Origin of the sequence: Caldicellulosiruptor sp. F32, assembly GCF_000404025.1 — a bacterium.
Lineage (GTDB): Bacteria > Bacillota > Thermoanaerobacteria > Caldicellulosiruptorales > Caldicellulosiruptoraceae > Caldicellulosiruptor > Caldicellulosiruptor saccharolyticus.
Map to the genome: position 1 here is coordinate 23,886 of NZ_APGP01000003.1, position 25,416 is coordinate 49,301.

Genomic DNA, 25,416 nt, shown 5'->3' on the forward strand with positions numbered 1-25,416 from the left:
GTCTTTTACCCAAAATTTATTCTTTTATACCACCTTCGGTGGTAATCGTAACCTCAGAATACGGTACAATCTTTTGTGCCTGAAGCATAGCTTTTTTAACTATATTTGCAATACCAGTACAGCACGGCACTTCCATCTTGACAACTGTTATACTCTTGATTTCATGATTTTGGATTATCTCTAAAATCTTTTCATAGTAATATTCAATATCGTCAAGTTTGGGACACCCTATTATTGTAACCTTTCCTTTCATAAAGTCCTTGTGAAAAGACGCATAAGCATACGCAACACAGTCAGCTGCAATCAAAAGGTGGCTACCTTCAAAAAACTTAGCATATGGATTGACAAGAGCAAGTTGCACAGGCCAGTTAATAAGCTCAGACGAATCTTGCACCTCTTGCACTGAAGGTTTAGCTTCCGAAGGTGCAGCAGCTTCTTTTTTCTCAATAATCCTTTCTTGTGAACCTGGACACATACATGAAAATTCTCTCTTAGATTTAGTTTTTTCAATTCTCTCTTTTACAGCCTTTTCATTAAAAGGCTTCACATCTGCCTCAATTATCTCAATTGCCCCAGTTGGACAAACAGGAAGACAGTTCCCAAGTCCATCACAGTACTCTTCGCTCACAAGCTTTGCCTTGCCATCTACCAGCTCAATTGCACCCTCAACGCAGGCATTTACACAAAGACCACAACCATTGCATTTTTCTTCATCAATTTTGATTATTTTTCTCATCATATCCAATCATCCCTCTCTGTTTAGTTGCAATTATATTTTATATGGTTTAGAATATATTTGCGGTAACATATGTTACAGTTTTAAATTTTGAGAGGAGAAATTTTTATGAACTATTCTAAACTATCCAAAACGAAATTATTTAAAGGTATAGAAGAAAATGATATCGAAAGGCTTTTGTGTGGCTGCAGCTTGGTCCAAAAGAGTTTTGAAAAAGATGAGATAATTGCGTTTGAAGGAGATGAATGTACATCAATAGGATTAATTCTTGATGGAATGGTGGATATTAAAAAGGCCTCTGCATCTGGCAAAGAATATACAATAACAACTTTGCTTCCCGGAGATACATTTGGAGAAGCCGTAGTATTTTCTTCATCAAATTTTTTCCCAGCAATGGTTGTTGCAAAATGTAATACTACAATCTTGTTCATACCAAAAGAAGCTATTATCAATATGAGCAAAAAATGTGAAAGGTTCTTGCACAACTATCTAAATATATTGTCAGATAGAATTTTACTTCTAAACTCAAAACTAAAAGAATCTACACTTGTAACTCTGCGACAAAAAATCTGTAATTTTTTGCTTGAAGAGTTCAAAAAGCAAAAAAGCCTCAAGATAAAGCTTTCTCTTTCAAAGCAGGAACTTGCAGAAAAGTTCAATGTGCAAAGACCTTCTTTGTCAAGAGAGCTGATAAAGATGAGAGAAGAGGGACTTATAGATTTTTGGGGAAAGGAAATTTGGATTAAAAATCTGGAAAGAATTGAAGATTGTCTGTATGAAATTCACTAACTTAAAGGAATCAAACCAAAAAAGAGGCTGCCATTTTAGTAAATTTGTGACAGCCTCTTTTTTTATTCAAAAAGCGCATCAATAAATTCTTTTGCATTGAACTCTTGGAGGTCGTCTATCTTTTCACCAACACCAATGAATTTCACAGGAATTTTTAGTTCATCACAGATAGAAACAACAATTCCACCTTTTGCTGTACCATCAAGCTTGGTAAGAACAATTCCCGAAATGTTTACTGCTTGGTTAAATTCCTTTGCTTGAATGAGCCCATTTTGACCAGTTGTTGCGTCAATCACAAGCAATGTTTCTTTTTCGGCCTCTGGAATTTGCTGATTTATCACACGGTCAATCTTTCTAAGCTCTTCAATCAAGTTTTTCTTTGTATGAAGTCTTCCTGCTGTGTCTACAATTAAAACATCAGCCTTTCTTGCTCTCATTGCTTGAATGCCGTCAAACACAACTGCTGCAGGGTCAGCACCCTCAACGTGTTTTATAATATCACATCCAACTCTCTTTGCCCAAATTTCAAGCTGGTCAATTGCAGCTGCCCTGAATGTATCTGCTGCTGCAATGATAACCTTTTTCCCATTTGATTTTAAAAGGTTTGCAATTTTGCCAATTGAGGTTGTCTTTCCAACCCCATTGACACCAACCATGAGAATAATTAGCGGATATCTTTCCCTTAATTTATTCGGCAAGTTTATGATATTAAACATCTCTTCTTTTAAAAGTTCTTTCACAGCTTGGCTATCTGAAATCTTGTTCATCTTAACTTTTTCTTTGAGGTTTTCTATAATCTTTTGAGATGTTTTTACCCCAACATCAGACAGTACTAAAACCTCTTCAAGCTCATCAAATAACTCATCATCCACCTGTTTGAATGCTTTTAACAAATTTTCAACCCTTTCAGTAAAGTTCTTTTTTGTCTTTGAAAGTCCTTCTTTTAATTTGTCAAAAAAACCCCATTTCTCATCATCCTTTCTGTATTTTTTCTAATTTGAGTGACAGCACCTTTGACACCCCTTGCTCTTCCATTGTAACACCATAGAGTACATCTGCAATCTCCATGGTAGGCTTTCTATGAGTGACAATTATAATCTGGCTCTGATTATTGAGATTTTTGAGAAACTGCGCAAATCTCTGAACATTTGCCTCATCTAAGCTTGAGTCAATCTCATCTAATATACACAAAAGAGAACCTTTGAACATTAAAAATGCGAACAGAAGAGCTATTGCAGTTAAAGCTTTTCCCCTCCAGATAGAAGGTTTATATTCTGAAGCTTTTTGCCAGGTGGTTTTACATCAATGTCAACACCAAACTCCTCCCCATCTTGGATTAGTTTTAAGTCGCAGCTACCACCATTGAATAGTTCTTTAAAAATCTCTGAAAACAAGAGCTTTATTTTCTCAAAATTTTCTAAGAATATATTTTTCATATTTTTATCAAGCTCATTTATAAGGTTTTTTAGCTCCTTGCTTGTCTTTTCTAAATCTTCAATTTGCCTTTGCAAAAACTCTACTCTTTCATTCAGTTTCTTTTCTTGCTCTATTGAATAAAGGTTGACTGGTCCAAGCTGTTCAATAGCTGAAGAGATACTTTCAATCTCCTCTTCTTTTTTTTCTGACCACACAATTTCTCCATCTGGCAAATATATCTCTTCGTTAAAAAGATCAAAATATTTTTCTTTTATGGTCCCAATTTGATTTTCCAAGTTGTTTTTTTCAATTATGAGGGTATTTAGCTTTCGCTCTGCATTTTGAATATCCTCTGATATTTTATTTACAATTTCGACCTCCTTAGTAGACATAAAAGCCAAGTTTGAGTGTTCTTTTTCCATTTTCTCAATCTCATCTTTTAGTTTGTCAAGATGATCCTTTTGGACCTCAACCACATGTGAAACTTCACTAATTTGCCCCTCAAGCTCTTTTATCTCTTGATCACACTTTAACTTCTGTTCTTGTTTTTTTGCCTTTTGATCTTCTAAATTTTTTAAGGTTTGCTCTGCACTTTCAAGTTTATGCTTTAAAATAGAAATCTCTGCTTCAATCTGATTTTTTTCTTCTAAAAGTCTCCTGTACTCATTGTCAAACAAGTTGTGATCTTCTTTTAATTTTCTAAGCCTTGACTTTAAATTCGAGGTCACTCTTTCAATCTCTGCTTTTGAATCTTCTAAGATTTGTATGTTTTTTCTGGTAATCTCAATGTCGCTTTGTAGGTTAATTGTCTGATCATTTATAAGTTTTTTTTCATTTTCTAAAGACTGCCTTTTTTGAATAAGCTGCTCTTTTTTGTATTCACACATCTCAATCTCTTTTTGTATACCATCAATCTTAGCAACCAAATCCTTAATTTTACTATCTACTGATTCTTTTTCTTGATTCAAACTATATACTTCTTGATTCTTTTCTAAAATCTGCTTTTCCAGGCTATCGAGTTCAGATGCCAAATTTAAAACTTGGTTTTCCAACTCATCTTTTTCAACTTTTCTTTCAAGCAAAGAAAAGTCAGCTTTTTTTTCACCGCCAACGAAAATTCCACCAGGGTTTATAAGTTCACCAGAAAGAGTTACACATCGTGATCTATATGAAGTTTTTCTTTGATACTCTATAGCATTGTCAATAGTATCAAACACAAGCGTTCGTCCAACCAATAGCTCTATAACCTTCCTAAATTCCTCTTTTGCTTCTACAAATTCATCTGCAAACCCAAGGAAGCCTTCTGCTTTCACATCTTCTTTAGAAGACGAAATTACTACTGTCTCAATTGGAACAATTGTCACTTTCCCAAGCTTTTCATTTTTAGCAAGCTCAATAATACTCTTAGCGTCACTTTCATTTTTAACAACAAGATGCTGTATTGCATTGCCAAGAGCTGATTCAACAGCTTTTACATATTGCCTTTTTACAATGATTAAGCTTCCAACAGTTCCATATAAGTCTATTGGCAAGTTTTTTACCCTTTTGAATATTTCTTTTATGGTTTTACTATATCCTTCTAAATTCTCCTCCATTGCCTTTAATACATTTAGTTTCTCTTTTTTCTTTATCATCTCGCTTGAAAGTTCATGTACTTTGTTTTGTATATCTAAAAGTTGTTTTTCTCTTTCCTTTATATCTTGTTTTATGTTATCAAGCTCTTTTGCTAGTCTTTCTTTCTCAGCTTCCAACTTATTTTTTTGTAACTCTTTCTCTGTCTTTATCATATCCAGTCTTTGAAGTTCATTTAAAATCTCTTTTTCTTCCTCATCTATTCTGTTTTCTCTTTCAAGCAAAGCGTTCTTGAGATGCAAAAGGCCGTTTAACTTTTGATTATCCTTTTCAATCTGAGATATCTTCTCTATTAGCTCTGTTTCCTTGTTTTGAATCTCATTTTCAATCTGAAAAATTCCATCTTTTACATCTTCCAATTCTTCCAAAAGTTTGCTTTGTTTTTCGACAATCTGATTGTAAATATGATCTTTTTTAGAAAGCTTTTCTTTATAATCTGACAAAACTCTTACAATTTCCTGACCTTCTTCATCAATCTTTTTGAGGTCATTTGTTATATCCCCAAGGAGCTGAAATTTGCCTTCAAGCTGTTTTTTTAAAAATTTCAGTTTTGAAGTATTCTCAGCAAGTTCATCTTTCAGTCTACTGTAATTTTCTTTAGCACTTTCATGTTGCTGAGTCAATAAATCAAGTTGAAGCTTCTTTTCGCTCAATCTTTTCTCAATTTCCAGTTTGTTATTTGTAAGCTTTTCAAGATCTTCTTTTAAACTTTCAATTTGTGCTATTGTAGATTTGTAGTTCTCGTTTGCCAGTTTATAGCTAAAAAGATACTTTTCTCTTTTTAAATCTGACAGTTTTCTGTTCAGCTCTATGTATACCTTTGCTTTTTCAACTTCAGGGGCTATTTCTTCAAGCTGAGATTTTAACTCAAATATTACGTCCTGAAGTCTTAAGATGTTTTCGTGAGTATTTTTTAACTTCCTCTCAGCCTCTTCTTTTCTGTATTTGTACTTTGTAATACCACACGCCTCTTCAAATATCTTATATCTTTCAAATGGCCTTGCATTTATTATCTCATCAACTCTACCCTGTGAGATAATTGAATAACCATCTTTGCCAAGACCCGAATCAAGAAAAAGCTCGTAGATGTCTTTTAACCTGCAGGCTGTCTTGTTGATAAAAAATTCGCTCTCACCGCTTCTAAAAAGCCTTCTTGTAATTACAACCTCTTCAAAATCAATAGGTAGCTTTCCATCAGAGTTGTCAAAGTATATAGAAACCTCCGCAAACCCCTGTGACCTTCTCTTTTCTGTCCCGGCAAAAATTAAATCTTCAAGTTTACTTGCACGCAAAAGTTTAAGGCTCTGCTCGCCCAAAGCCCACCTTATTGCATCTGTAATATTGCTCTTTCCACATCCATTAGGTCCAACAATAGCTGTAATTCCTTTTTGAAATTCAATCCTTGTCTTTTCACAAAAAGATTTAAAACCATAGATTTCAAGCCATTTTATGTACATCTTTAGCTCTTCCCCCATAAAGATTAAAACAACAATTATTTTAGCAAAAATACAGGGACAATTCTATATTACTATTGCAACTGGCTCAGAATGATTATTTAAGAATACAAATTAAAAAGAGGCTGTCCATTTGTTTATTGAACAGCCCCTCATAATTTTTGGATTAAATATTACATTCTTGCAACTTTTATGGCTCATACCCGGGAAGATAATTAAAGTCTTCCGAAATTATTTTCCACTCTCCGTTTTCTTTTTCTAAACTATATTGGTAGCGCATACCATATTTTATTTTGTACTCACGTATTTTCTTAGGTAGTTTTTCAGTTTTCTCGACAAATCTTTTCTGTTCTTCAGGTGACATTTTATAACCTTTTGCATTGGTTATTTCATTCAATTCAGAAGCTGGTATTTTATCAGTATCCAAGGCAAGACCAATTGATTTGCTTTCACCAAATACATCCACAGTAGCTGTTGCTTTGTCTCCATCAATTTTTATTTCTAAAAATTTTATATCAGTCATTTTATCTTCAACAAATCTAAGATCGCTATACGCTGAACCAACAACAGCATTCTTGTAAACTTCCAGTCTATTATTAAGCCAACCAGATTTGTTACTAAAATACTTTTTACATGCTTGTTCAACCTCATTCAGTTTCTTATTTATAACTTCTTGAGGAATTTTAATGTCCGGTGCTTTTGCATATTCAGCAGGAAAGATACTTGCCTGGTCGTATATCTTTAAAGCACCTATTATTGTCTCTTTTATTTGTTTTTCATTATTTAATTGTTGATTACTTTTTACACTAATACCAATTATTATTGTACTGCTTACAACTAAAATTAAAGAAATAATTAAAACTATACTTTTCTTCTTTCTTTTCATTTTTTAACACCTCTCTATTTTTATTTTGGGCGAATTGCAACTATTGTTGTTGTAGTACGTTTTTGGTTATACGGACTTAAATGCCAAATTGCATGAAATCTATCATAAGTGTGTTGATCTTGAACATTGCCAGTTCTCCCATAAGTAGAATCGTACCCTAAACCTACAGAAACACCAGCATGATCAAATCTTCCATCTGAATTCCAATCATAAAATAGAATATCACCAGGTTGAAGTACATCATTATAATCGTTAAAGCCTATTTGCCCCTCATATTTCCATCTACCTAAAATCGTTCCCCTGGCTGAGTTTGATAGATATCTGTACAAATCATCAGCTACACTCCAAGCTGTTCCCCAATTCCACCACCAAAGAACTTTCTCGCAATACCAACCATTTTGTTTATCAAATGGCAAAGTTCCTCCCTCATGCATTGCTTGAGATGCAAAATTTGTGCAATCTGCGTCAAAACTAGGGTAGTTTGAATTTCTGCTTAGTGCCCAAATATCTGCATATGAAGCAGCCCCAAAGCTATTGTAAGCTGCTTCAACTTTTACGCAATTGAAACAGTTTATCAGAACAAAACAGATAAGCATTAAAGATATCGCAATGTTTCTTTTCATAGTCTATCCCCTCCATCCACACAAAATACCATGTTTGATTTTAGGCTCTTAAGTATTGCATTTTCAATTTGCTAATGTTGTACTCTTATGTTTCTTAATAATTTCAGCAGAAATATAAATAGTTATACAAAACGGAAATATATTATTTTAGTATACTAAAGTTTTAATGGAATAATATCACCTCTTTGGTAATTTATTTGTCTTTATAATAAAAAAAAGAAAAAAATCAATGTGTACTTTTCACAAAATTCAGAGTTATATTTTATTATCTTTTACCATTTCCGCAACTGGCTTCAGTGATATGAAGACATTCTGAATTTAACAACAGAACAAAGATGTTAAAGAGAAGAGCATACCGAGTTTAGGAATTTGAAAAGTTCAAAAAGAGGATACTGGTAAGTCTTACAAATTAAGAAGGTAGCAAATGTAAATATTTAAAAATTCCCTTTTTAGTATGGAATGGAATTGGTCGATAAGCTTTCGCAATCAAATATTTATAATAGTCATAGCTATAATATTGTATTATTGTTGTAATTAAACACATGCTTAATTAAACTGAAAGGTGGGCATTCAGAACACCCACCCCAACTCTTGACAAAGAGTCAATGATTACACCCAGGTTTAAATTTTCCTGGTGGTCCATATAATTTAAATTAATTTCTGTATTCATAACTCTTTAGAAAGCAGGTACAACAGCACCTTTATACTTATTATTAATGAATTTCTTTACTTCTGGAGAATTCAACGCTTTGGCCAACTCTTTTAGTTCAGGTCTGGATTCATCACCTTTGCGAACTGCTAATACATTAACATATGGAGAATTAGCATTTTCAATAAACAACGCGTCTTTTGTTGGAACAAGTTTTGCCTCTAAAGCATAATTAGTGTTTATAACTGCTGCATCAACATCCGGTAACACTCTTGGTAAAGTTGCAGCTTCAAGTTCAATGATTTTTATCTTTTTAGGATTTTTAATAATATCACTTACTTTGGCTTTAATACCGGCATTCGGTTTTAGTTTTATTAATCCCGCTGATTGTAAAAGCAGCAAAGCTCTACCACCATTTGTAGCATCATTTGGTATAGCAATTGTAGCCCCCTGTTTTAATTGGCTAAGTTTTTTTACTTTTCGAGAATATATTCCCATCGGCTCAATATGCACCTTAGCAATATATGTTAGATTAAGTCTATGTTGTTTTGAAAAATCCTCAAGATAAGGTATATGTTGGAAGAAATTAGCGTCTAACTCTTTGTCAGCCAGTTTAAGATTTGGCTGAACATAATCTGTGAACTCCACAATCACTAATCTGATTCCCTTTTTCTCAAGAATAGGTTTTACGACATTTAAAATTTCTGCATGAGGCACAGGTGTTGCACCAACTTTTATGGTTATTTTTTTCTTTACAGTAGTTTGTGTCTGTTTAGCAAAGGTATTTGCCTGCTTTGCGCCATACCCAACAAGTGAAACTATTAAAAGTCCAAATATTAATAATGTAATCAAAATTCTTTTCCTTACAAGTCTGTTCATAATTAAATCCCTCCTTCTACAATAAATTTTAATGTTACCTATTTCTTGATAGCCGTCGAACAAAAAAATCTCCTATAAGCTGCGTCAACTGCACCATAGCAATCAAAATTGCTACAGTCCAAAGCATTATATCAATCATAAACCGCTGATACCCATACCTGACAGCCAAATCTCCTAATCCACCACCACCTATAACACCTGCCATAGCCGAATACCCTATCAGATTTATAGCTGTAATAGTTATTCCTGAAACTATCGAAGGCAAGGCTTCAGGAATTAACACTTTTATTACAATTTGAAATGGGGAAGCCCCCATAGCTTGTGCTGCTTCGATAACACCACGGTCTACCTCTCTTAAAGCTGTTTCTGTAAGCCTGCCCATAAAAGGAATAGCTGCAACTGATAAAGGTACAATAGCTGCGGTAGTTCCAATTGATGTTCCAACTATCAGTCGAGTAAAAGGCATAAGTACTATCAAAAGAATCACAAATGGTATTGAACGAAATATATTTACAATGGTACTCAATATCTTATTTAAAATATCATTTTGAAGTATTTGCCCCTTGTCAGTCACCATAAGGAGTACACCAAGTGGTATTCCCAACACTGTTGCAATAAGGGTTGAAATAAGCACCATGTATATAGTTTGCCATGTAGAAACTAATAACAGCTGCAAAGTTTCAGACATTATCTATCACCTCCACCTCCAGCCCCAACTCCCTCAGATATCTTAAAACACCTTCAATTTTACTGCTACCTCTCAGTTCAACTATAAGAGTACCATAAGGTATACCTTGAATTTGATCAATATTCCCATAGAGCACATTGATATCCATGTCAAACTTTTTAATGATACTGCTCAAGATAGGCTCAGCAGTAACCTCACCAAAAAAGTCAATCTTGATAATTTTCCATTCCAAATGGCTACGGTGGAGGTTTCTAATTTTATCTTTTAATTCCTCTGGAAGTTCAGAAAAAGTCAAAGATCTTAAGAAATTTCGAGCAATTCTTGTCTTTGGATTTGCAAATATTTCTGTAAGCAATCCTTGTTCAACAATTTGACCTTTTTCCATCACTGCCACTTTGTTGCAAATTTGTTTAACAACATTCATCTCGTGCGTTACCACTACAATGGTAATTCCAAACTCTCTGTTAATTTCTTTAAGAAGATTCAAAATAGACAAAGTGGTCTCCGGATCTAACGCTGAGGTTGCCTCATCACACAAAAGTACTTTTGGATTGTTAGCCAGTGCTCTGGCTATGCCTACGCGCTGTTTTTGTCCACCTGACAGCTGCGAAGGATAGCTATCTGCTTTATTAGTAAGCCCAACCAATTCTAAAAGCTCTTTTACTCTGTTGTCTATTGTTTTTTTGCCCAGCCCCGCAATTTCTAAAGGAAACGCTACATTTCCTTTAACAGTTCGGGATGACAAAAGGTTAAAATGTTGAAATATTATGCCTACCTTTTTTCGCATTTCTTTCAGCTCAGTAGGAGAAAGCTTTGTCATTTCAACACCATCTATTTCTATCGATCCATGGGTGGGTTTTTCTAACATATTTATACATCGTATAAGTGTACTTTTACCAGCACCACTTGGACCTATTATTCCAAAAATATCACCTTTTTCTATGTCCAGATTGATATTATCTAATGCTTTGATAGCTATTCCATTTGAATAGTAGATTTTTGTAAGATTTCTAATTCGAATCAACAAAATTCCTCCCCTGAGAATACTTACTATAACTTTGCTTTAGTTTTATAAAACACTATCTTTACTATGAGCTCCCGTTAAGACCTATTTCTTCTGCAACACTTTGCATCCCTATAATTGTTTGCTCAATTATATAATCTAAGTCCATTTGAAGCATTTTGGCACCATCTTCTATCACTTGACGGTTAATCCCGCTTGCAAAAGACTTCTGTTTCCACTTCTTTTTTACAGAGCTTACTTTGAGATCAACCAAACTTCGACTTGGTCTTAATATAGCAACTGCTGTAATAAGTCCAGTTAATTCATCTATTGTATAAAGTACTTTTTCCATCTGGTGAATAGGCTTTACATCATTAACAATATTGTATCCATGGCTCTCAATAGCCCTTATATACTCTTCAGGATATCCATGATTTGTCAATATCTCTCGAACTTTTTTACAGTGTTGTTCGGGATACATCTCATAATCAAGGTCATGTAATAATCCAATTATACCCCATTTTGTTACTTCATCCTCACCCAGACCAAACAATCTTGCAAAATGTTTCATAACCGCTTCCACAGCCAAAGCATGTTTAATAAGGCTCTCACTTTTTGTGTATCTTTTTAAAAGCTCAAATGCTCCCTCTCTGGTTATTTGAGTTTCACTCACTGTGCTGCACCCCGCTTTTTTGCCTATTCTTTAGGTGTTGAGATAAAGTTGCTGTGATGATTGTGTTAACAAACTCTCATATTAATGCCTACTTAGTTGTCTTTCATTTTAATATCTTGAAAAATGTTTGTCAATAGATTTTAAAATAAAAATTTTGATAATTTAAATCGAAATACTATGAATTTATTTTAAAACATTTTATCTTCCAAACTGAAAACAGCTCACAAAGAAACGTTACTTTGCTCAAAAGATTATTTACTAAAAACAAACAAAAAAAGCAGGTAGTTTTTTTCTACCTGCCTACTTTAAAAAGTCCCCTTTGTTATCTTGCTTGAACTATGAACTTTATTGCCGTTCTCTCTTCCCCATCGATATTAATTTCTGAAAACGCAGGGATTACAATCAAATCAATACCATTTGGTGCCACTTTACCTCTTGCAATTGCAATGGCTTTAACAGCCTGATTTACAGCACCTGCTCCAACTGCCTGAAGTTCTGCGCACCTTTTTTCTTTAATCACAGCAGTCAGAGCCCCTGCCACCTTCTGTGGTTTTGATGTAGCAGCAACTTTTAGAACTTCCATCCTTTCCATACCTCCTGAATATGGTGTTATGACAGCTTGTTCAACTATTCAGTTATATAATTCTACATGATTTAAAAAATTCCTTCTTGGCAAGTAGAAAATTTTTTAAATATCAATGTCCCAAAATTTTATTGTATCTTCTTATTATCATGTTTGCACAGGTATTTATAATAAGGACAATGATAATCAACAGTGTTGCCGTAGCATAAGAGTTCACTTTTGAAAGACCTTCAGAAGAAAGGATATACAAGTGCACAGCCATTGTCCTTGCCGGGCTAAATATGCTTGTTGGAAGGTTCAAAGAACTTCCTGCTGTCAAAAGCACCGCAGCTGTCTCACCTATCGCCCTTCCAACACCTAAAATTACACCTGTCAAAATACCTGGCATTGCAGGAGGTATGACCACTTTTGCAATTGTCTGCCATTTTGTGGCACCAAGGGCAAGACTGCCTTCTCTAAAGGACATAGGAACTGTCTTTATTGCTTCTTCGGATGTCCTCACAATTGTTGGCAAAATCATTATTGACAAAGTAAGCGCACCAGACAAGATAGACCATCTAAATCCAAGAGCAATGACAAAAAAAGCAAAACCAAAAAGCCCATAGATAATTGAAGGGATTCCAGCTAATGTTTCAGTACCAAATCTAATAAGCGACAATATCTTCCCTTTTTTTGCGTATTCTGTAAGATAGATTGCAGCCAAAACACCAATTGGCGCAGCAATAATCACTGCCAAGATTGTAATGTAAATGGTACCAACTATTATAGGAAAGATTCCTCCGCTTTTTCCCATCTCTTCAGGATAGTCAATAATAAATGACAATTTCAATCCTTGTATTCCATTTATTACAATGTGAAATAAGATCGCTAAAAGAATAGCTATTGTTATCAATGTAAATATTCCAATAATGGCAAACACGATACCCTGTATTATTTTATTTTTCTTTATCATCTTTCTTCACCAACTCTTCTTGCAATTACATTTGCAATTGTATTTAAAATCATAATAATTACAAAAAGTACAATACCAGTTGCAAAAAGTGCCTGGGCATGTTTTCCTGATGCATACCCCATCTCAATTGCAATATTTCCTGTGAGAGTTCTTACCTGGTCAAATATCCCTTTTGGAATCTTGGGACTGTTACCTGCAACCATAATTACTGCCATTGTCTCACCAATTGCTCTTCCCATCCCCAATATCACTGAGGCAATTATACCTGACCTTGCAGCTGGTAAAATTACTCCTTTTATTGTCTGCCAGTGGGTTGCACCAAGTGCCAATGAACCTTCCTTATACTCCTTTGGCACAGACCTAATCGAAACTTCTGATATGTTTATAATAGTTGGTAGAATCATAATTCCCAAGATTATTGATGAAGCTAAAACTGAAAAACCTGAACCGCCAAACATTTTTCTTATAAGTGGGACAATTACAACAAGTCCGTAAAATCCATACACAACAGAAGGAATACCAGCAAGAAGTTCAACAAAAGGTCGAACTGCCCTCGCAACTTTTTCGCTCACAAGCTCACCCAAAAATATTGCAGTTGCAATACCAATAGGAACTCCTATTATAATTGCCCCCAATGTTACATACACAGAGCCAATTATCATTGGCAAAATACCAAACTTGCCACTCAAGGGTGCCCATTTTGTGCCAAGAACAAAATTGAAAAGCCCATATTCTTTGATTATTGAAAAGCCTTCTTTGAATATAAATATTGTTATCAACAAGACAGAGATGACAGAAATCGCAGCAGCAAGGAGCAAAATTAACTCGATTAGACCACCCTTTTTGGACATTCCCTTCTTCTCCCTATTTTCAAAATTTTCTGTCAAATTTATTCTATATTAATATCCAAAACCTTATTTAACTCTTATATAATGATACTTTTCTACTATAGCCTGACCCTCACTGCTGAGCGCAAAGTCAATAAAGTCTTTTACAAGTCCTGTTGGCTTGTCCTTTGTCAAGAATAGAAACGGCCTTTGTAGTTTGTACTTGCCGTTTTTGACATTTTCTTCTGTTGCCTCAACACCCTCAATACTTACAGCTTTGACAGTTGAGTCAACAACCCCCATCGAAATAAATCCAATTGCATTTGGGTCTTGTGAAATTGACTGCTTTACAGCACCAGTTGATGGCTGTACAACTGCAGAGTCTGTTATGCTTTCACCTTTCATAACAAGCTCTTCGAATGCACCACGTGTACCTGAACCTTCTTCACGTGTTACAACAACAATTTGAGCATCTTTCCCGCCAACTTCCTTCCAATTTTTGATTTTGCCTGTATAAATATTTCTTATCTGCTGCAAGGTAAGATTTTTGATTGGGTTTGAAGGATGGACAACAACTGCTATTCCATCGACTGCAATCTTAAATTCATTCAAACCTTTTTCTTCAGGTTTTAGTTCACGAGAAGACATTCCGATGTCAGCAACACCGTCTCTTGCAGATTTTATTCCAACCGCAGACCCACCACCCTGAACTTCAATCTTTGTCTCAGGATGCTCTTGCATAAACGCTTTTGCCAAATCGTCTGCCAAAGGTTGAACAGAAGTAGAACCCGCAACTGTAATTGACTTTTTAGTAGATGGACCCTGAACATTTGCGCTTTTACAACCAAACAAGATAACACTTAACATACTTACTATCAAAAACAGAACAGCAATTTTTTTGTTCATCTTTTCACTCCTCAATAAAAATTTTGTTTACAAAATATTTTTACCCTTTGTATCGATTCTTATATTTTTAATTTTATAGTACCAATGTTAAATCAATTTAAAATGAATGTTAAATCTATGTTAAAAACACCTCACAGCCCTTTAATATCAATAATCACCTCTTTTTCACCAGCCAAAATTCTTATCGTATCTGTGTCTTCATATTCGTTTATGATCTTTATTGCATCTAAATTGTACATTTCTTTCAGACGCTCAATATTTCTTTTCTTCTGCCCTACGAGTCTTGAAAAGTTTTTTGGATGCACAAAAATCTCAAAATATTCTAAGTTTTTTTGTAACAACGCATTTTTTATTCTTCTAAATATTATTTCTGAATCAACAAGTTCACCAAATGAAGGATGAAATGGACCTGCAATCACCTTAGCGTTATAATTTATCTCTTCTGTTGGCTGAAGGCCTACTCTTATGACCTTCACACTATTGTCTATAAAAATTTCTTTTATTTGACTACTAATTAAAACTGCATCCTCCAAAGACAAAGGTTGATACTCACCTTTTTGATACATCTCAGCAAGATATGTGTCTTCTATAACCAAGGTAGGATAGATTCTTGCAATGTTGGGCTGATAACGGCATAAAATTTCTGCACTTTTTATATCTTTCTCAGGGGTTGAGTTTGGAAGCCCTACCATAAGCTGCACACCTAATAAAAAATCAAATGATTTTATAAGTTCTATTGCCTTAACTGAATCTTTTGCAGTGTGCCCCCTTTTTGAAGCTTCTAAAACATCATCAAACATGCTCTGTATACCAAGCTCTATTGTTTTTACATTGTAATCTTTCAAAAATCCCAAAATTTCTTTATCTATACAATCTGGTCTTGTGGAAATTCGAATACTTTTTATATTTTCAAAGCTTTTTGCAAGCTCAAGAAGTTTTTGCTGCATTTTGATATCAATAGCCGTAAAATTCCCTCCATAATATGCAAGTTCTACATCTTCACCTTTATTTTTACTAAGTCCTTCTTCAATCTGACGTTTTATTCTCTGCACAGTCACATCCTCTTTTTCACCTGAGATTATCTTCTGGTTGCAGAATATACACTTAAAAGGGCAGCCGTATTGAGGAATAAAAATAGGAAGAATCCTGCTCTTCAATCTTCTATCACTCCCAGCTTTTTAAGTGCATTTAAAGCTGCCTCCTGCTGCGCTTCCTTCTTGCTATTTCCATACCCTTCTGAAATTTTATTTTTTCCAATGTAGAGCTCTGACTTAAACCTTGATAAATTATTTTCAAGGTTTTCATAATCTATATACTTAATCTCAATGTTTTTCTCTCTCTGAATAAATTCTTGAAGCTTTGTTTTGTAATCATAAAAGAGTTTTCCCTCAGCAGCCTTTTTAATAAACGGTTCTAAAAGATTTATCACTATTTTTTCAGCCATCTTGTATCCTGATTCCAGAAAAATACCACCAAATATTGCCTCAAGCACATCTGACCAAATTGATTTGTTATTCTCAAAACCTTCTTCTTTTTCATTCTTTCCAAATACAATATATCTTTTCAGATTCAGCGTTTCAGCAACCTTTGAGAGTGTCTCACTGCACACAATTGTTGCGCGAAGATTTGTAAGCTCACCTTCTGAAAGTTGCGGAAAATGTTCAAAAAGATATTTGCTCACAACAAGCTCTAATACAGCATCTCCTAAAAATTCAAGTCTCTCGTAGCAATTTTTGTCATCATGGGTTGCTGATTTGTGAGTAAGTGCAAGCTTTAATAAATTCGGATTTTTAAATCTATAACCAAGTTTTTTCTCTATGTGTGTCATTTCTGTACTTCTCATTGTCGTATTTCTCCTACCTCATACAAAATATTCAAAATACTCAATAAATATAAAATGCCCCAACCACTAACACACTCAATTGGGGCATTTTAAATATCAACCTTCATATCTTTTTAAAACAAGAACTGCGTTGTGCCCACCAAATCCAAATGAATTTGTCATTGCATACTTGATACTTCTCTCTTTCCCTTGGTTTACTGTATAATCTAAATCACATTCCTCATCTTTTGTAGCATAGTTTATAGTTGGCGGAACAAACTGGTCATATACTGCTAAAGCTGTAATCAAAGTCTCAACAGCTCCTGCTGCACCAAGCCAGTGCCCTGTCATTGACTTTGTTGAGCTAATTGAAAGTTTATATGCATGATCTCCAAACACCTTTTTGATCGCTAGTGTTTCGAATTTGTCGTTGTATGGTGTGGATGTACCATGTGCGTTTATATAATCAATCTCCTGAGGTTCAATTCCCGCATCCCTTATTGCTTTTTGCATTGCAAGCATAGGCCCTTCGCCCTCTGGATCAGGTGCTGTTATATGATATGCATCATCTGATGCACCATATCCAACAACCTCAGCATAAATCTTAGCACCGCGCTTTTTGGCATGCTCAAGCTCTTCCAAAATCAGTATCGCTGAACCTTCGCCCATTACAAACCCATCTCTATCCTTGTCAAAAGGCCTGCAGGCAGTCTGCGGGTCAGGGTTTGTTGACATTGCCTTCATAGCACAAAATCCTGCAAACGAAAGCGGAGTTATTGCTGCTTCAGCTCCCCCTGTGATGATAATATCAGCATCTTCGCGCTGAATCATCTTAAACGCCTCACCAATTGCATGAGCAGATGATGCACATGCTGTGACAATTGTTTCATTAATTCCTTTTAAACCATAAGTTATGGCAATGTGCCCTGCTGCAATGTTTGCTATCATCATTGGAACAAAAAATGGACTTACCCTTGATGGTCCTTTTTCTCTCAATATGTTGGCCTGCTCTTCTAATGTTTCAATTCCACCAATTCCACTTCCAATCACAACCCCAACTTTTGTCTTGTCGATATCTTCCAAGTTCAATTTGCTATCCTCAATAGCAAGCTTTGTTGCTGCCAAAGCAAAGTGTGTGAATCTGTCCATTCTCCTTGCTTCTTTTTTATCTATGTAATTTGTTGGGTCAAAGTCAACAATCTCTGCTGCAACCTTTGTTGGGTAGTTTGAAACGTCAAACTTTTCCACAACTTTGATACCATTTTTCCCAGACTTTATCGCACTCCAGAAGGTATCTATATCAAACCCTAAGGAGGATATAACACCAAGGCCAGTTATAACAATTCTTCTTTTCAATGTAAGCAACCTCCTAAGTTTTAAAGTTGAATACTTTACCCCTGCTTTTTTAGGTATCTAAAGCAGGGGTAAGTACTTTCTTATTGATGCTCTTCAATATATTTCACTGCATCGGCAACTGTTCTAATCTTTTCCGCATCTTCATCTGGAATTTCAATGTTGAATTCCTCTTCAAGCTCCATGATAAGTTCAACAATGTCCAATGAGTCTGCTCCAAGGTCGTCTAAAAATGATGATTCAGGTGTGATTTTGTCCTCTTCAATGTCAAGTTTGTCAGCTATAATCTTCTTTACCTTTTCAAAGATTTCACTGTTCACAAAAAACACCTCCAAAAATTTTGGATTTTAAAATAATGCTCACTATAAGAATATTATTACATAACCATCCCACCGTCAACAACAATAACCTGCCCGGTAATATATGACGACAAACTTGATGCCAAAAACAGGGCTACATTTGCAACCTCCTCAGCCTCACCAAACCGACCAAGTGGGATGGAAGAAAGCATCATTTCTTTTACCTTGTCACTTAAAACCTCCGTCATGTCAGTTTTTATAAACCCTGGTGCAATAGCATTCACTCTGATATTTCGAGAAGCAAGCTCTTTTGCAAGCGACTTTGTAAGACCTATTATACCAGCTTTTGACGCAGCATAATTTGTTTGCCCTACATTTCCTATAATCCCAACAACAGATGAAATATTTATAATATTACCTTCTCTTTGCTTTACCATTATCTTTGATGCTGCTTTTGCGCACAAAAAGGCACCTTTTAGATTAATAGCAATCACCTTGTCAAAATCTTCCTCATTCATTCTAAGAATTAATCCATCCTTAGTAATCCCAGCATTGTTCACAAGAATGTCAAGTCTTCCGAACTCTTTTTCTATTTGTGAAAACATAGCATTTACTTCCTCTGAGTTTGAAACATCACACTTAATTGTAAGTGCTTTTACTCCCAATTTTTCTATTTCCTCTTTTAGAGTTTGGGCCTGAAACTCACTGGAAGAGTAGTTGATAACTACATTTGCACCATTTTGACCAAACTTTAAAGCTATCGCCCTTCCAATACCCCTTGAAGCACCTGTTATCAGTGCTACTTTGTCTTTTAAAAGCTGCATATCCTAATTTCCTCCTATTTTAAAATCTACTTATTGCCATTACAGGTTTTTTACATCTTCCACCTTATTTATATTGACAATCTTCAAATCTTTCTTTATTTTCTTAACAAGTCCGCTCAAAACATTTCCTGGACCAATTTCAACAAATGTGTCAAATCCCTCTTCAATCAGCTTATTTACACATCCTAAGAAATTGACCGTTGTATATACCTGTTTTTCAAGAAGGGCTACAATAGTGTCTTTTGATAGATACTCTGCTGTAACATTTGACAGCACAGGAATTTGAGGCTCTTTAATATCAATCTCCAAAAGATGCTTTTTCAATTTTTCTCCTGCTCCTTTAATTAAGCTGCAATGAAACGGAGCTGAGACATTGAGCTCGACACACCTTTTTGCTCCCTTTTGCTTTGCTATTTCCATTGCAAAATGTACAGCTTCTTTGTGCCCAGAGATGACAGTCTGGTCAGGTGAGTTTATATTTGAAATCTCAACAACACCTTTGCTACTTGCTTCTTGGCAAACCTCTTTTACAGCGTCTATTGAGAGCCCAATCACTGCCGCCATTGTGCCAATGCCCTCTGGTACTTCATTTTGCATGTACTCACCTCTTTTTGAAACAAGCAACACTGCACTTTTAAACTCAATGCTTCCTGCAGCAACCAATGCTGAATATTCGCCCAAGCTCTGACCAAAAGCAGCATCTGGTTTTATTTTGTCTTTCACAGCTTCATATATTGCAATTGAAGTTGTCAAAATTGCTGGCTGCGTTATCTTTGTAAGTTTTAGTTCTTCCTCTGGCCCATTAAATATGATGTGCTTCAAATCAAAGCCAAGCGCTTCATTTGCCAAATCAAAAATCTTCTTTGACTCATCAAAGTTTTGATAAAAGTCAAATCCCATTCCAACAAACTGCGCACCTTGCCCAGGAAACATTACCGCAACCTTTCCCATTTCCCTTTTACACCTTTCCTTTCTATACCCATTTAATAACAGTGGATGCCCATGTCAAACCACCGCCAAATCCAACCAAAACAACCTTGTCACCTTTTTTAATTCTTCCTTCTTCGACTGCTTCGTCAAGAGCAATAGGGATTGACGCAGCAGAGGTATTGCCATACTTGTGAAGGTTTACAAAGACCTTCTCCATAGGTATTTTTAATCTCTTTGCAGCACTTTCTATTATTCTTATATTTGCCTGATGAGGAATAAAAACATCTATATCAGATGAAGAAAGTCCCACCTTTTCTAAAACCTTTTCAACTGCATATGGCATAATCTTGACTGCAAATTTATAGACCTCATTACCCTCCATATAGATTTTTCTGAAGTTTGGATTTTCTTTTACCTGTGAATAAGTTACATCACTCAGTCCAAATGCATGACAGTAAAGCAAAAGCCCGTTTTCTCCATCCGAACCCAGCTCAAATCCCAAAATACCTTGCTCATCACCGCTACTCAAAATTGCTGCACCAGCTCCATCGCCAAACAAAACACATGTTGACCTGTCAGACCAGTTTGTTATTCTGGAGAGCGCCTCTGCTCCTATTACAAGTGCGTTTTTACAAAACCCGTTTTGAATAAAGTGGGTTGCAATTGCCATCGCATAGATAAAACCAGAACACGCAGCTGAAATGTCAAAAGCAAATGCATTTTTTAGTTTTAGCTCTTTTTGAACAAGGCAAGCTGTTGAAGGAAAAAACATCTCCGGTGTAACCGTTGCAACAATCACAAGGTCAATGTCATCTGGTAAAATACCTGCTTTGTCCATTGCATTTTTGGCAGCTCTCACTGCCAAATCAGTTGTGGAAGTTGTGCCATCAACAATCCTTCGCTCTTTTATACCTGTTCTTTGAGTTATCCATTCATCTGAAGTGTCAACCATCTTCTCTAAATCATAATTCGTAAGGACTCTGTCTGGAACATATCTTCCAGTTGAAAGAATCTTGACATTTTGAGCCATTTTTAGACCTCGCTTTCGGCTGTGATTTCTTCCTTAAGTAACTCTAATACATTATTTTCATAAAAAGTTTTAGCTTGATTTATGCCATTGAAAATGGCTTGGCCGTCAGAAGAACCATGGCATTTAATTATAATTCCATCTATACCTAAAAGAGGAGCTCCTCCTACTTCCTTGTAATCATACTTGCCTTTTAAGTTTTTTAAGTATGGTTTTAACAAAAGTGCACCTATTTTAGCTTTAACGCTCTGTTTTGCTATATCCTTTAATATATCAAAAAAGAGAAGTCCAAAACCTTCTGTGAGTTTCAAAACAATGTTTCCTACAAATCCATCACAAACAACTATATCAGGTGGTGAAAATGGCAAATCTCGTGCCTCCACATTCCCAACAAAGTTTATATTCTTTGCATTTTTCAGAATTTCATAAGACTGTTTAGAAAGGTCATTTCCTTTCGTTTCTTCTGTGCCTATATTCAAAAGTCCTACTGTAGGGTTGTTTTTACCAAGGACTTTGCTGGCATACACAGTTGCCATCTGAGCAAATTGCAGGATGTTAATAGGTCTGCAATCTGTGTTAGAACCAACATCAATTAAAAGATACTGGCCACTTTTGTAAGGAAGTTTTGTTGTAAGTGCAGGTCTGTCTATACCTTTAATTCTTCCAACTATCAAAAGTCCGCCTGCCATGAGCGCGCCTGTGCTGCCAGCTGACACAAATGCGTCTATTTGCCTTTCTTTTAAGTATTTTAGTCCAACAACAATTGATGAGTCTTTCTTTTGCCTTATAGCTTTCACTGGCTCATCATCAAATTCTATCTTTTCTTTGCAGTCAACTATCTCAACTCTTGAAAGGTCTTTTATCCTATCTACACACTCTTTCTCAATCACACTTTTATTTCCGAAAAGAACAACGTTGTCTTGACCATTTTGAGCAAGATATATCGCAACTCCTTCAATAACCGAAGATGGTGCATTATCTCCGCCCATTGTATCAATACCTATCTTCATAAGTCTTACACTCCTGTCTGGCCTGTTTCTTTGTTTTCATCATCTATTGCAACAAGAATAAACTTGCCTCTAAAAACCTCTTCATTGTTCCTTTTGATAAACACCCACACTATATACTTGTTATTTCTCTTTTTCTTAAGCTCAGCCCTGGCAACAAGCCTGTCATTTGCAAAGACAGGCGTTTTGTATTTGATATTCGCAATACCGATGAGTGCTGCTTTCGCGTCAATCACAGACATTGCAATGGACTCTGCAAACGCATAGATATGCTGCCCTTTTACCATCTGAGAATTTGAAAATGTCGTCCAAAGTTCCGGTTCAAATGTGGCAATAGCATAGCTGCCAAGTTCTATGTCAATTATCTCACCAACAACATCCCGTGGTGAGATAGTCTTGAGTTTTCCAAGACTTTCTTTTGCCATCTCTTTTATTCTTTCTCTTACCTCTTTGATGTCCAATATAGCCCTGTCAAGCCTAATTGTCTGGACAGAACAACCAAACTCCTCTGCGAGTTCCTCATCTGTTATAAACGGATTTTCTTTTATTTTCTGCAGTAGCAACCTGTGTCTTTCCTTTCTGGATAACTTTGCCATATTTTTATCACCATGATTTAATATTTGATATTAATATCAGGTATTAAATTTTTATGCCAATATTATATAAAAATATGACTTAATTTTCAATAACAAAAAAGCCACTTTTTGAAAGTGGCCAGGAAAAAGGTCTTAAATCTTTTCTAATTGACTTAATTTTTCTTTATAATCTTTAGCATTTACAATTGTGACAAGATAGTTATAAAAATCTTTTCCGATATCTTCTCTTGAAAGTGCAATTTCAACTGTTGCCTGCAAGAACCCAAGTTTGTTTCCAACATCATATCTTTTTCCTTCAAACTCATAAGCGTACATAGCCTCTTTCTTTGAAAGCTCTCTTAAGGCATCAGTTAGTTGAATCTCTCCTCCAATTCCTTCTTTTGTGTGTTCCAATATGTTTAAAATCTCTGGTGTGATTATGTACCTTCCCAAAACAGCAATATTTGAAGGTGATTCTTCCTTCTTTGGCTTCTCAACAAGGTCTTTTACCTTGTAAATTCTATCTTCAATCTGCTTTCCTGCAACAATTCCGTATTTGCTAACATCTTCTTCTGGTACCTTTTGAACACCCAAAATTGTTGTCCTGTACTCTTCGTACACCTCAATTAGCTGTTTTAAACAAGGCTTGTCCGATATAATTATGTCATCACCTAAAAGTACAGCAAAAGGTTCATTGTCAATAAAAAGTCTTGCACAGTAAACAGCATCACCCAAACCCCTTGGCTCTTTTTGACGGATATAATGCACATTGTAGTCAGCAATCTTTCTTATCATCTGAAGGTTATCAAAGTCCTTTTTGTTCTCAAGAGCAACCTCAAGCTCAAACGACTTGTCAAAATGGTCTTCTATAGCTCTTTTGCCGCGTCCTGTGACTATTAAAATGCTCTCTATTCCCGATTCTAACGCCTCTTCAACTATATACTGTATTGTAGGCTTGTCAACAATAGGAAGCATCTCTTTGGGCTGGGCCTTTGTTGCAGGCAAAAATCTTGTCCCAAGTCCTGCCGCAGGAATGATTGCCTTTTTTATAAGCCTTTTCATTCTACTTGCCACCCTCTTCAAATTTTTTGTCAAGAATAAAATTTAACTTTATAGTTATTATTATACCATATTTTACAACAAAAAAAATAAAGCACGACCATAAAAATTGGTCGTGCTTTATTTTCTCAATTATTCTTCGTCTTCTTCATCATACACGTCAAAGTCTTCATCATCAAAGCGGGACTGGAAAATTTCAAATACGTTTTCAAGCTCCTCCTCATCTTCTACACCAACATAGACCTCTTCTCCGTCTCTATCTTCAATTCGCAGTATGATGACCTCTGCCTCTTCGTCTTCCTTTTCAATCTCTTCTAAAGGAAGAAGGACTATATAGTCATTACCATTGTAATTGACCTTATCAAGCATTTCAAATGATATCTCTCTTCCTTCCTCGTCTACTAATGTTACAACATTGTCTGCAAACATATCCATATAATTTCACCTCTTTTCTAAATATAGATTATTGTAATACAAAAAATGGCACATGTCAACATGAAATTCATTTACAATATATTATCCCCACCAAATTTCATCATAACCATCATCCTCATCCTTTGGCCCTTCGTAAAAGTCTACAAAGCAGGTCTTACCAGTAGCCGTGTCAATCAATTTTAACCTGAACATAAAATCTGGATGTTCTATCTTATTAACTGCATCGTAATCATAGCTATTTTCTTTGGCAACCTCAAATCCGTACATTTTTAGGTCAGATATAACCTCTTCAATCTCCCTCTCAAAGTCAATGTCAACCTCAGGAATATTGCCTTCTTTCAAAAGCTTTGCAATCTCTTCAATCTCACCTGTTTGATATCTAAAGCCTCTTTTTATCATCTCAAAACTACCCCTTTTCTAAAGATGGTTTTGTTTTTTTAACAATATAATGATACCCATATTTATCCTTTGCTAAACAGTTCTATTTTTAAAATATTCAATGGTTTTTGTAAGCCCTTCTTTTAACGAATATTTTGGACTCCATGAAAGCAGACTTTTTAGTAAACTGTTGTCAAGCGTGCTGTGTTGAATATCCCCTGGTCTTTTTTGCGTATATACAGCGCTTTTTTGATATCCTGTCAAGCCTGAAATTATTCCAAATAGCTCATTTATAGAAACTCTTGTATTTGTACTCAAATTAAATGTACCTTTTATCGGATTTTGAAGTGCAAGATAATTTGCTTCAGCAACATCTTCTACAAATATAAAATCTCGAGTTTGATTGCCATCACCAAAAATCATAACATCTTTGCCATTTTGCATTCTCTCACAAAATATTGAAACAACTCCACCTTCTCCAAATGGATCTTGTCTTGGTCCATAGACATTTGAATATCTGAAGATAACGTACTCAAAGCCATAACTTTGTGCAAATCTCTCTATATACTTTTCTGCCGTGAGCTTAGATATCCCGTAAAATGACATCGGATTTTTTGGGTGACTTTCATCTATAGGAAGATACTGAGGCTCTCCATAGACTGCAGCTGATGAAGCATAGATAAACTTTTTTATCTCGTACTTTGCGCAAAAACTCAATAAATTCAGCGTACCCAAAATATTCACGCTACAGTCCAAAATTGGGTTTTCCATTGACTTTGTCACACTTACCTGTGCTGCCTGATGAATACAATATTCAATTTTGTTCTCTTTAAATACATCTTCTAAGTTATCTCGAATGTCAAGTTTATAAAATTCGGCTTTCGGATTTATATTTTTGAGATTTCCTGAACTCAGGTTATCAACAACACACACATCATAGTTCTTTTCAATCAGCTTGTCTACAATATGTGAGCCAATAAAGCCTGCACCACCTGTCACAAGTACAGCCAA

At 35.3% G+C, this 25,416-nt stretch carries 25 protein-coding genes and 2 pseudogenes; 1 reads left to right on the top strand and 26 read right to left on the bottom strand.

The genetic code is table 11. From position 1 onward, the window contains the following. Positions 1 to 16 precede the first annotated feature (16 nt). Entirely contained in the window at positions 17 to 739 is a 723-nt protein-coding gene (locus H964_RS00215; RefSeq protein WP_039763561.1) for an ATP-binding protein, read from the bottom strand. 105 nt (positions 740 to 844) lie between these two features. Here H964_RS00215 and H964_RS00220 point away from each other — a divergent pair, with 105 nt between their 5' ends. After that, complete coding sequence (locus H964_RS00220) at positions 845 to 1,525, top strand: Crp/Fnr family transcriptional regulator (protein ID WP_039763565.1); 681 nt, start codon at positions 845 to 847, stop codon at positions 1,523 to 1,525. A gap of 62 nt (positions 1,526 to 1,587) precedes the next feature. Here H964_RS00220 and ftsY read toward each other — a convergent pair. From ftsY to H964_RS00345, 25 genes and pseudogenes are all read right to left on the bottom strand, one after another. Further along, positions 1,588 to 2,487: pseudogene (gene ftsY / locus H964_RS00225) on the bottom strand (signal recognition particle-docking protein FtsY); the annotation flags it as partial. Positions 2,488 to 2,497: 10 nt separating this feature from the next. After that, positions 2,498 to 6,048, bottom strand: a pseudogene (smc, locus tag H964_RS00230) (chromosome segregation protein SMC). A gap of 169 nt (positions 6,049 to 6,217) precedes the next feature. Beyond that, on the bottom strand, positions 6,218 to 6,913 hold the full coding sequence (locus H964_RS00235; RefSeq protein WP_011917145.1) for a hypothetical protein: 696 nt from the start codon (positions 6,911 to 6,913) through the stop codon (positions 6,218 to 6,220). A 20-nt stretch (positions 6,914 to 6,933) separates the two neighbouring features. Beyond that, the gene (locus H964_RS00240) at positions 6,934 to 7,536 is read right to left on the bottom strand and encodes an amidase domain-containing protein (RefSeq protein ID WP_039763570.1); all 603 of its coding nucleotides are present in this window, start codon (positions 7,534 to 7,536) and stop codon (positions 6,934 to 6,936) included. Positions 7,537 to 8,212: 676 nt separating this feature from the next. Continuing rightward, the gene (locus H964_RS00245; protein ID WP_039763572.1) at positions 8,213 to 9,064 is read right to left on the bottom strand and encodes a MetQ/NlpA family ABC transporter substrate-binding protein; all 852 of its coding nucleotides are present in this window, start codon (positions 9,062 to 9,064) and stop codon (positions 8,213 to 8,215) included. A gap of 34 nt (positions 9,065 to 9,098) precedes the next feature. Further along, the gene (locus H964_RS00250) at positions 9,099 to 9,752 is read right to left on the bottom strand and encodes a methionine ABC transporter permease (RefSeq protein WP_039763574.1); all 654 of its coding nucleotides are present in this window, start codon (positions 9,750 to 9,752) and stop codon (positions 9,099 to 9,101) included. After that, the gene (locus tag H964_RS00255; protein WP_039763576.1) at positions 9,745 to 10,776 is read right to left on the bottom strand and encodes a methionine ABC transporter ATP-binding protein; all 1,032 of its coding nucleotides are present in this window, start codon (positions 10,774 to 10,776) and stop codon (positions 9,745 to 9,747) included. Before H964_RS00255 ends, H964_RS00250 begins: the two co-directional genes overlap by 8 nt. A gap of 64 nt (positions 10,777 to 10,840) precedes the next feature. After that, a complete protein-coding gene (locus tag H964_RS00260) occupies positions 10,841 to 11,428 on the bottom strand; it encodes an HDIG domain-containing metalloprotein (protein ID WP_039763579.1) in 588 nt (195 codons plus the stop codon). Positions 11,429 to 11,750: 322 nt separating this feature from the next. After that, on the bottom strand, positions 11,751 to 12,011 hold the full coding sequence (locus H964_RS00265; protein WP_011917140.1) for a stage V sporulation protein S: 261 nt from the start codon (positions 12,009 to 12,011) through the stop codon (positions 11,751 to 11,753). Positions 12,012 to 12,123: 112 nt separating this feature from the next. Next, positions 12,124 to 12,963: a phosphate ABC transporter permease PstA gene (pstA, locus tag H964_RS00270; protein ID WP_039763585.1), complete on the bottom strand. Its 840-nt coding sequence runs from the start codon at positions 12,961 to 12,963 to the stop codon at positions 12,124 to 12,126. Beyond that, on the bottom strand, positions 12,960 to 13,814 hold the full coding sequence (gene pstC / locus H964_RS00275) for a phosphate ABC transporter permease subunit PstC (RefSeq protein WP_039763588.1): 855 nt from the start codon (positions 13,812 to 13,814) through the stop codon (positions 12,960 to 12,962). The genes pstA and pstC overlap by 4 nt, the downstream gene beginning before the upstream one ends. A 63-nt stretch (positions 13,815 to 13,877) precedes the next feature. Further along, complete coding sequence (locus H964_RS00280) at positions 13,878 to 14,696, bottom strand: phosphate ABC transporter substrate-binding protein (protein WP_039763589.1); 819 nt, start codon at positions 14,694 to 14,696, stop codon at positions 13,878 to 13,880. A gap of 131 nt (positions 14,697 to 14,827) precedes the next feature. Beyond that, positions 14,828 to 15,853, bottom strand: coding sequence for an elongator complex protein 3 (locus tag H964_RS00285; RefSeq protein ID WP_039763590.1), 1,026 nt, complete (start codon positions 15,851 to 15,853; stop codon positions 14,828 to 14,830). Continuing rightward, positions 15,850 to 16,539, bottom strand: a complete 690-nt coding sequence (gene rnc, locus H964_RS00290) for a ribonuclease III (protein ID WP_237738146.1) — start codon at positions 16,537 to 16,539, stop codon at positions 15,850 to 15,852. Before rnc ends, H964_RS00285 begins: the two co-directional genes overlap by 4 nt. Before the next feature lie 96 nt (positions 16,540 to 16,635). Beyond that, complete coding sequence (fabF, locus tag H964_RS00295; RefSeq protein ID WP_039763592.1) at positions 16,636 to 17,874, bottom strand: beta-ketoacyl-ACP synthase II; 1,239 nt, start codon at positions 17,872 to 17,874, stop codon at positions 16,636 to 16,638. An 80-nt stretch (positions 17,875 to 17,954) separates the two neighbouring features. Next, positions 17,955 to 18,191, bottom strand: coding sequence for an acyl carrier protein (locus H964_RS00300; RefSeq protein WP_039763594.1), 237 nt, complete (start codon positions 18,189 to 18,191; stop codon positions 17,955 to 17,957). A 56-nt stretch (positions 18,192 to 18,247) separates the two neighbouring features. Beyond that, positions 18,248 to 18,994: a 3-oxoacyl-[acyl-carrier-protein] reductase gene (gene fabG, locus H964_RS00305; RefSeq protein WP_039763596.1), complete on the bottom strand. Its 747-nt coding sequence runs from the start codon at positions 18,992 to 18,994 to the stop codon at positions 18,248 to 18,250. 39 nt (positions 18,995 to 19,033) lie between these two features. Further along, on the bottom strand, positions 19,034 to 19,945 hold the full coding sequence (gene fabD, locus H964_RS00310) for an ACP S-malonyltransferase (protein WP_039763598.1): 912 nt from the start codon (positions 19,943 to 19,945) through the stop codon (positions 19,034 to 19,036). 22 nt (positions 19,946 to 19,967) lie between these two features. Next, positions 19,968 to 20,954, bottom strand: coding sequence for a beta-ketoacyl-ACP synthase III (locus H964_RS00315; RefSeq protein ID WP_039763600.1), 987 nt, complete (start codon positions 20,952 to 20,954; stop codon positions 19,968 to 19,970). A 2-nt stretch (positions 20,955 to 20,956) separates the two neighbouring features. After that, positions 20,957 to 21,961 carry a phosphate acyltransferase PlsX gene (gene plsX, locus H964_RS00320; RefSeq protein ID WP_039763602.1) on the bottom strand — a complete coding sequence of 335 codons (1,005 nt, stop codon included), beginning with the start codon at positions 21,959 to 21,961 and terminating at the stop codon, positions 20,957 to 20,959. A gap of 5 nt (positions 21,962 to 21,966) precedes the next feature. After that, complete coding sequence (gene fapR / locus H964_RS00325) at positions 21,967 to 22,554, bottom strand: transcription factor FapR (protein WP_039763603.1); 588 nt, start codon at positions 22,552 to 22,554, stop codon at positions 21,967 to 21,969. A gap of 132 nt (positions 22,555 to 22,686) precedes the next feature. Beyond that, positions 22,687 to 23,595, bottom strand: coding sequence for a UTP--glucose-1-phosphate uridylyltransferase GalU (gene galU / locus H964_RS00330; RefSeq protein WP_039763605.1), 909 nt, complete (start codon positions 23,593 to 23,595; stop codon positions 22,687 to 22,689). A 129-nt stretch (positions 23,596 to 23,724) separates the two neighbouring features. Continuing rightward, positions 23,725 to 24,027, bottom strand: coding sequence for a DUF1292 domain-containing protein (locus H964_RS00335; protein WP_039763607.1), 303 nt, complete (start codon positions 24,025 to 24,027; stop codon positions 23,725 to 23,727). Between the two features lie 81 nt (positions 24,028 to 24,108). Beyond that, entirely contained in the window at positions 24,109 to 24,426 is a 318-nt protein-coding gene (locus H964_RS00340; RefSeq protein WP_039763609.1) for a hypothetical protein, read from the bottom strand. Between the two features lie 72 nt (positions 24,427 to 24,498). Further along, positions 24,499 to 25,416: NAD-dependent epimerase/dehydratase family protein (locus H964_RS00345; protein WP_237738147.1), on the bottom strand; the 918-nt coding region annotated here is incomplete at its 5' end.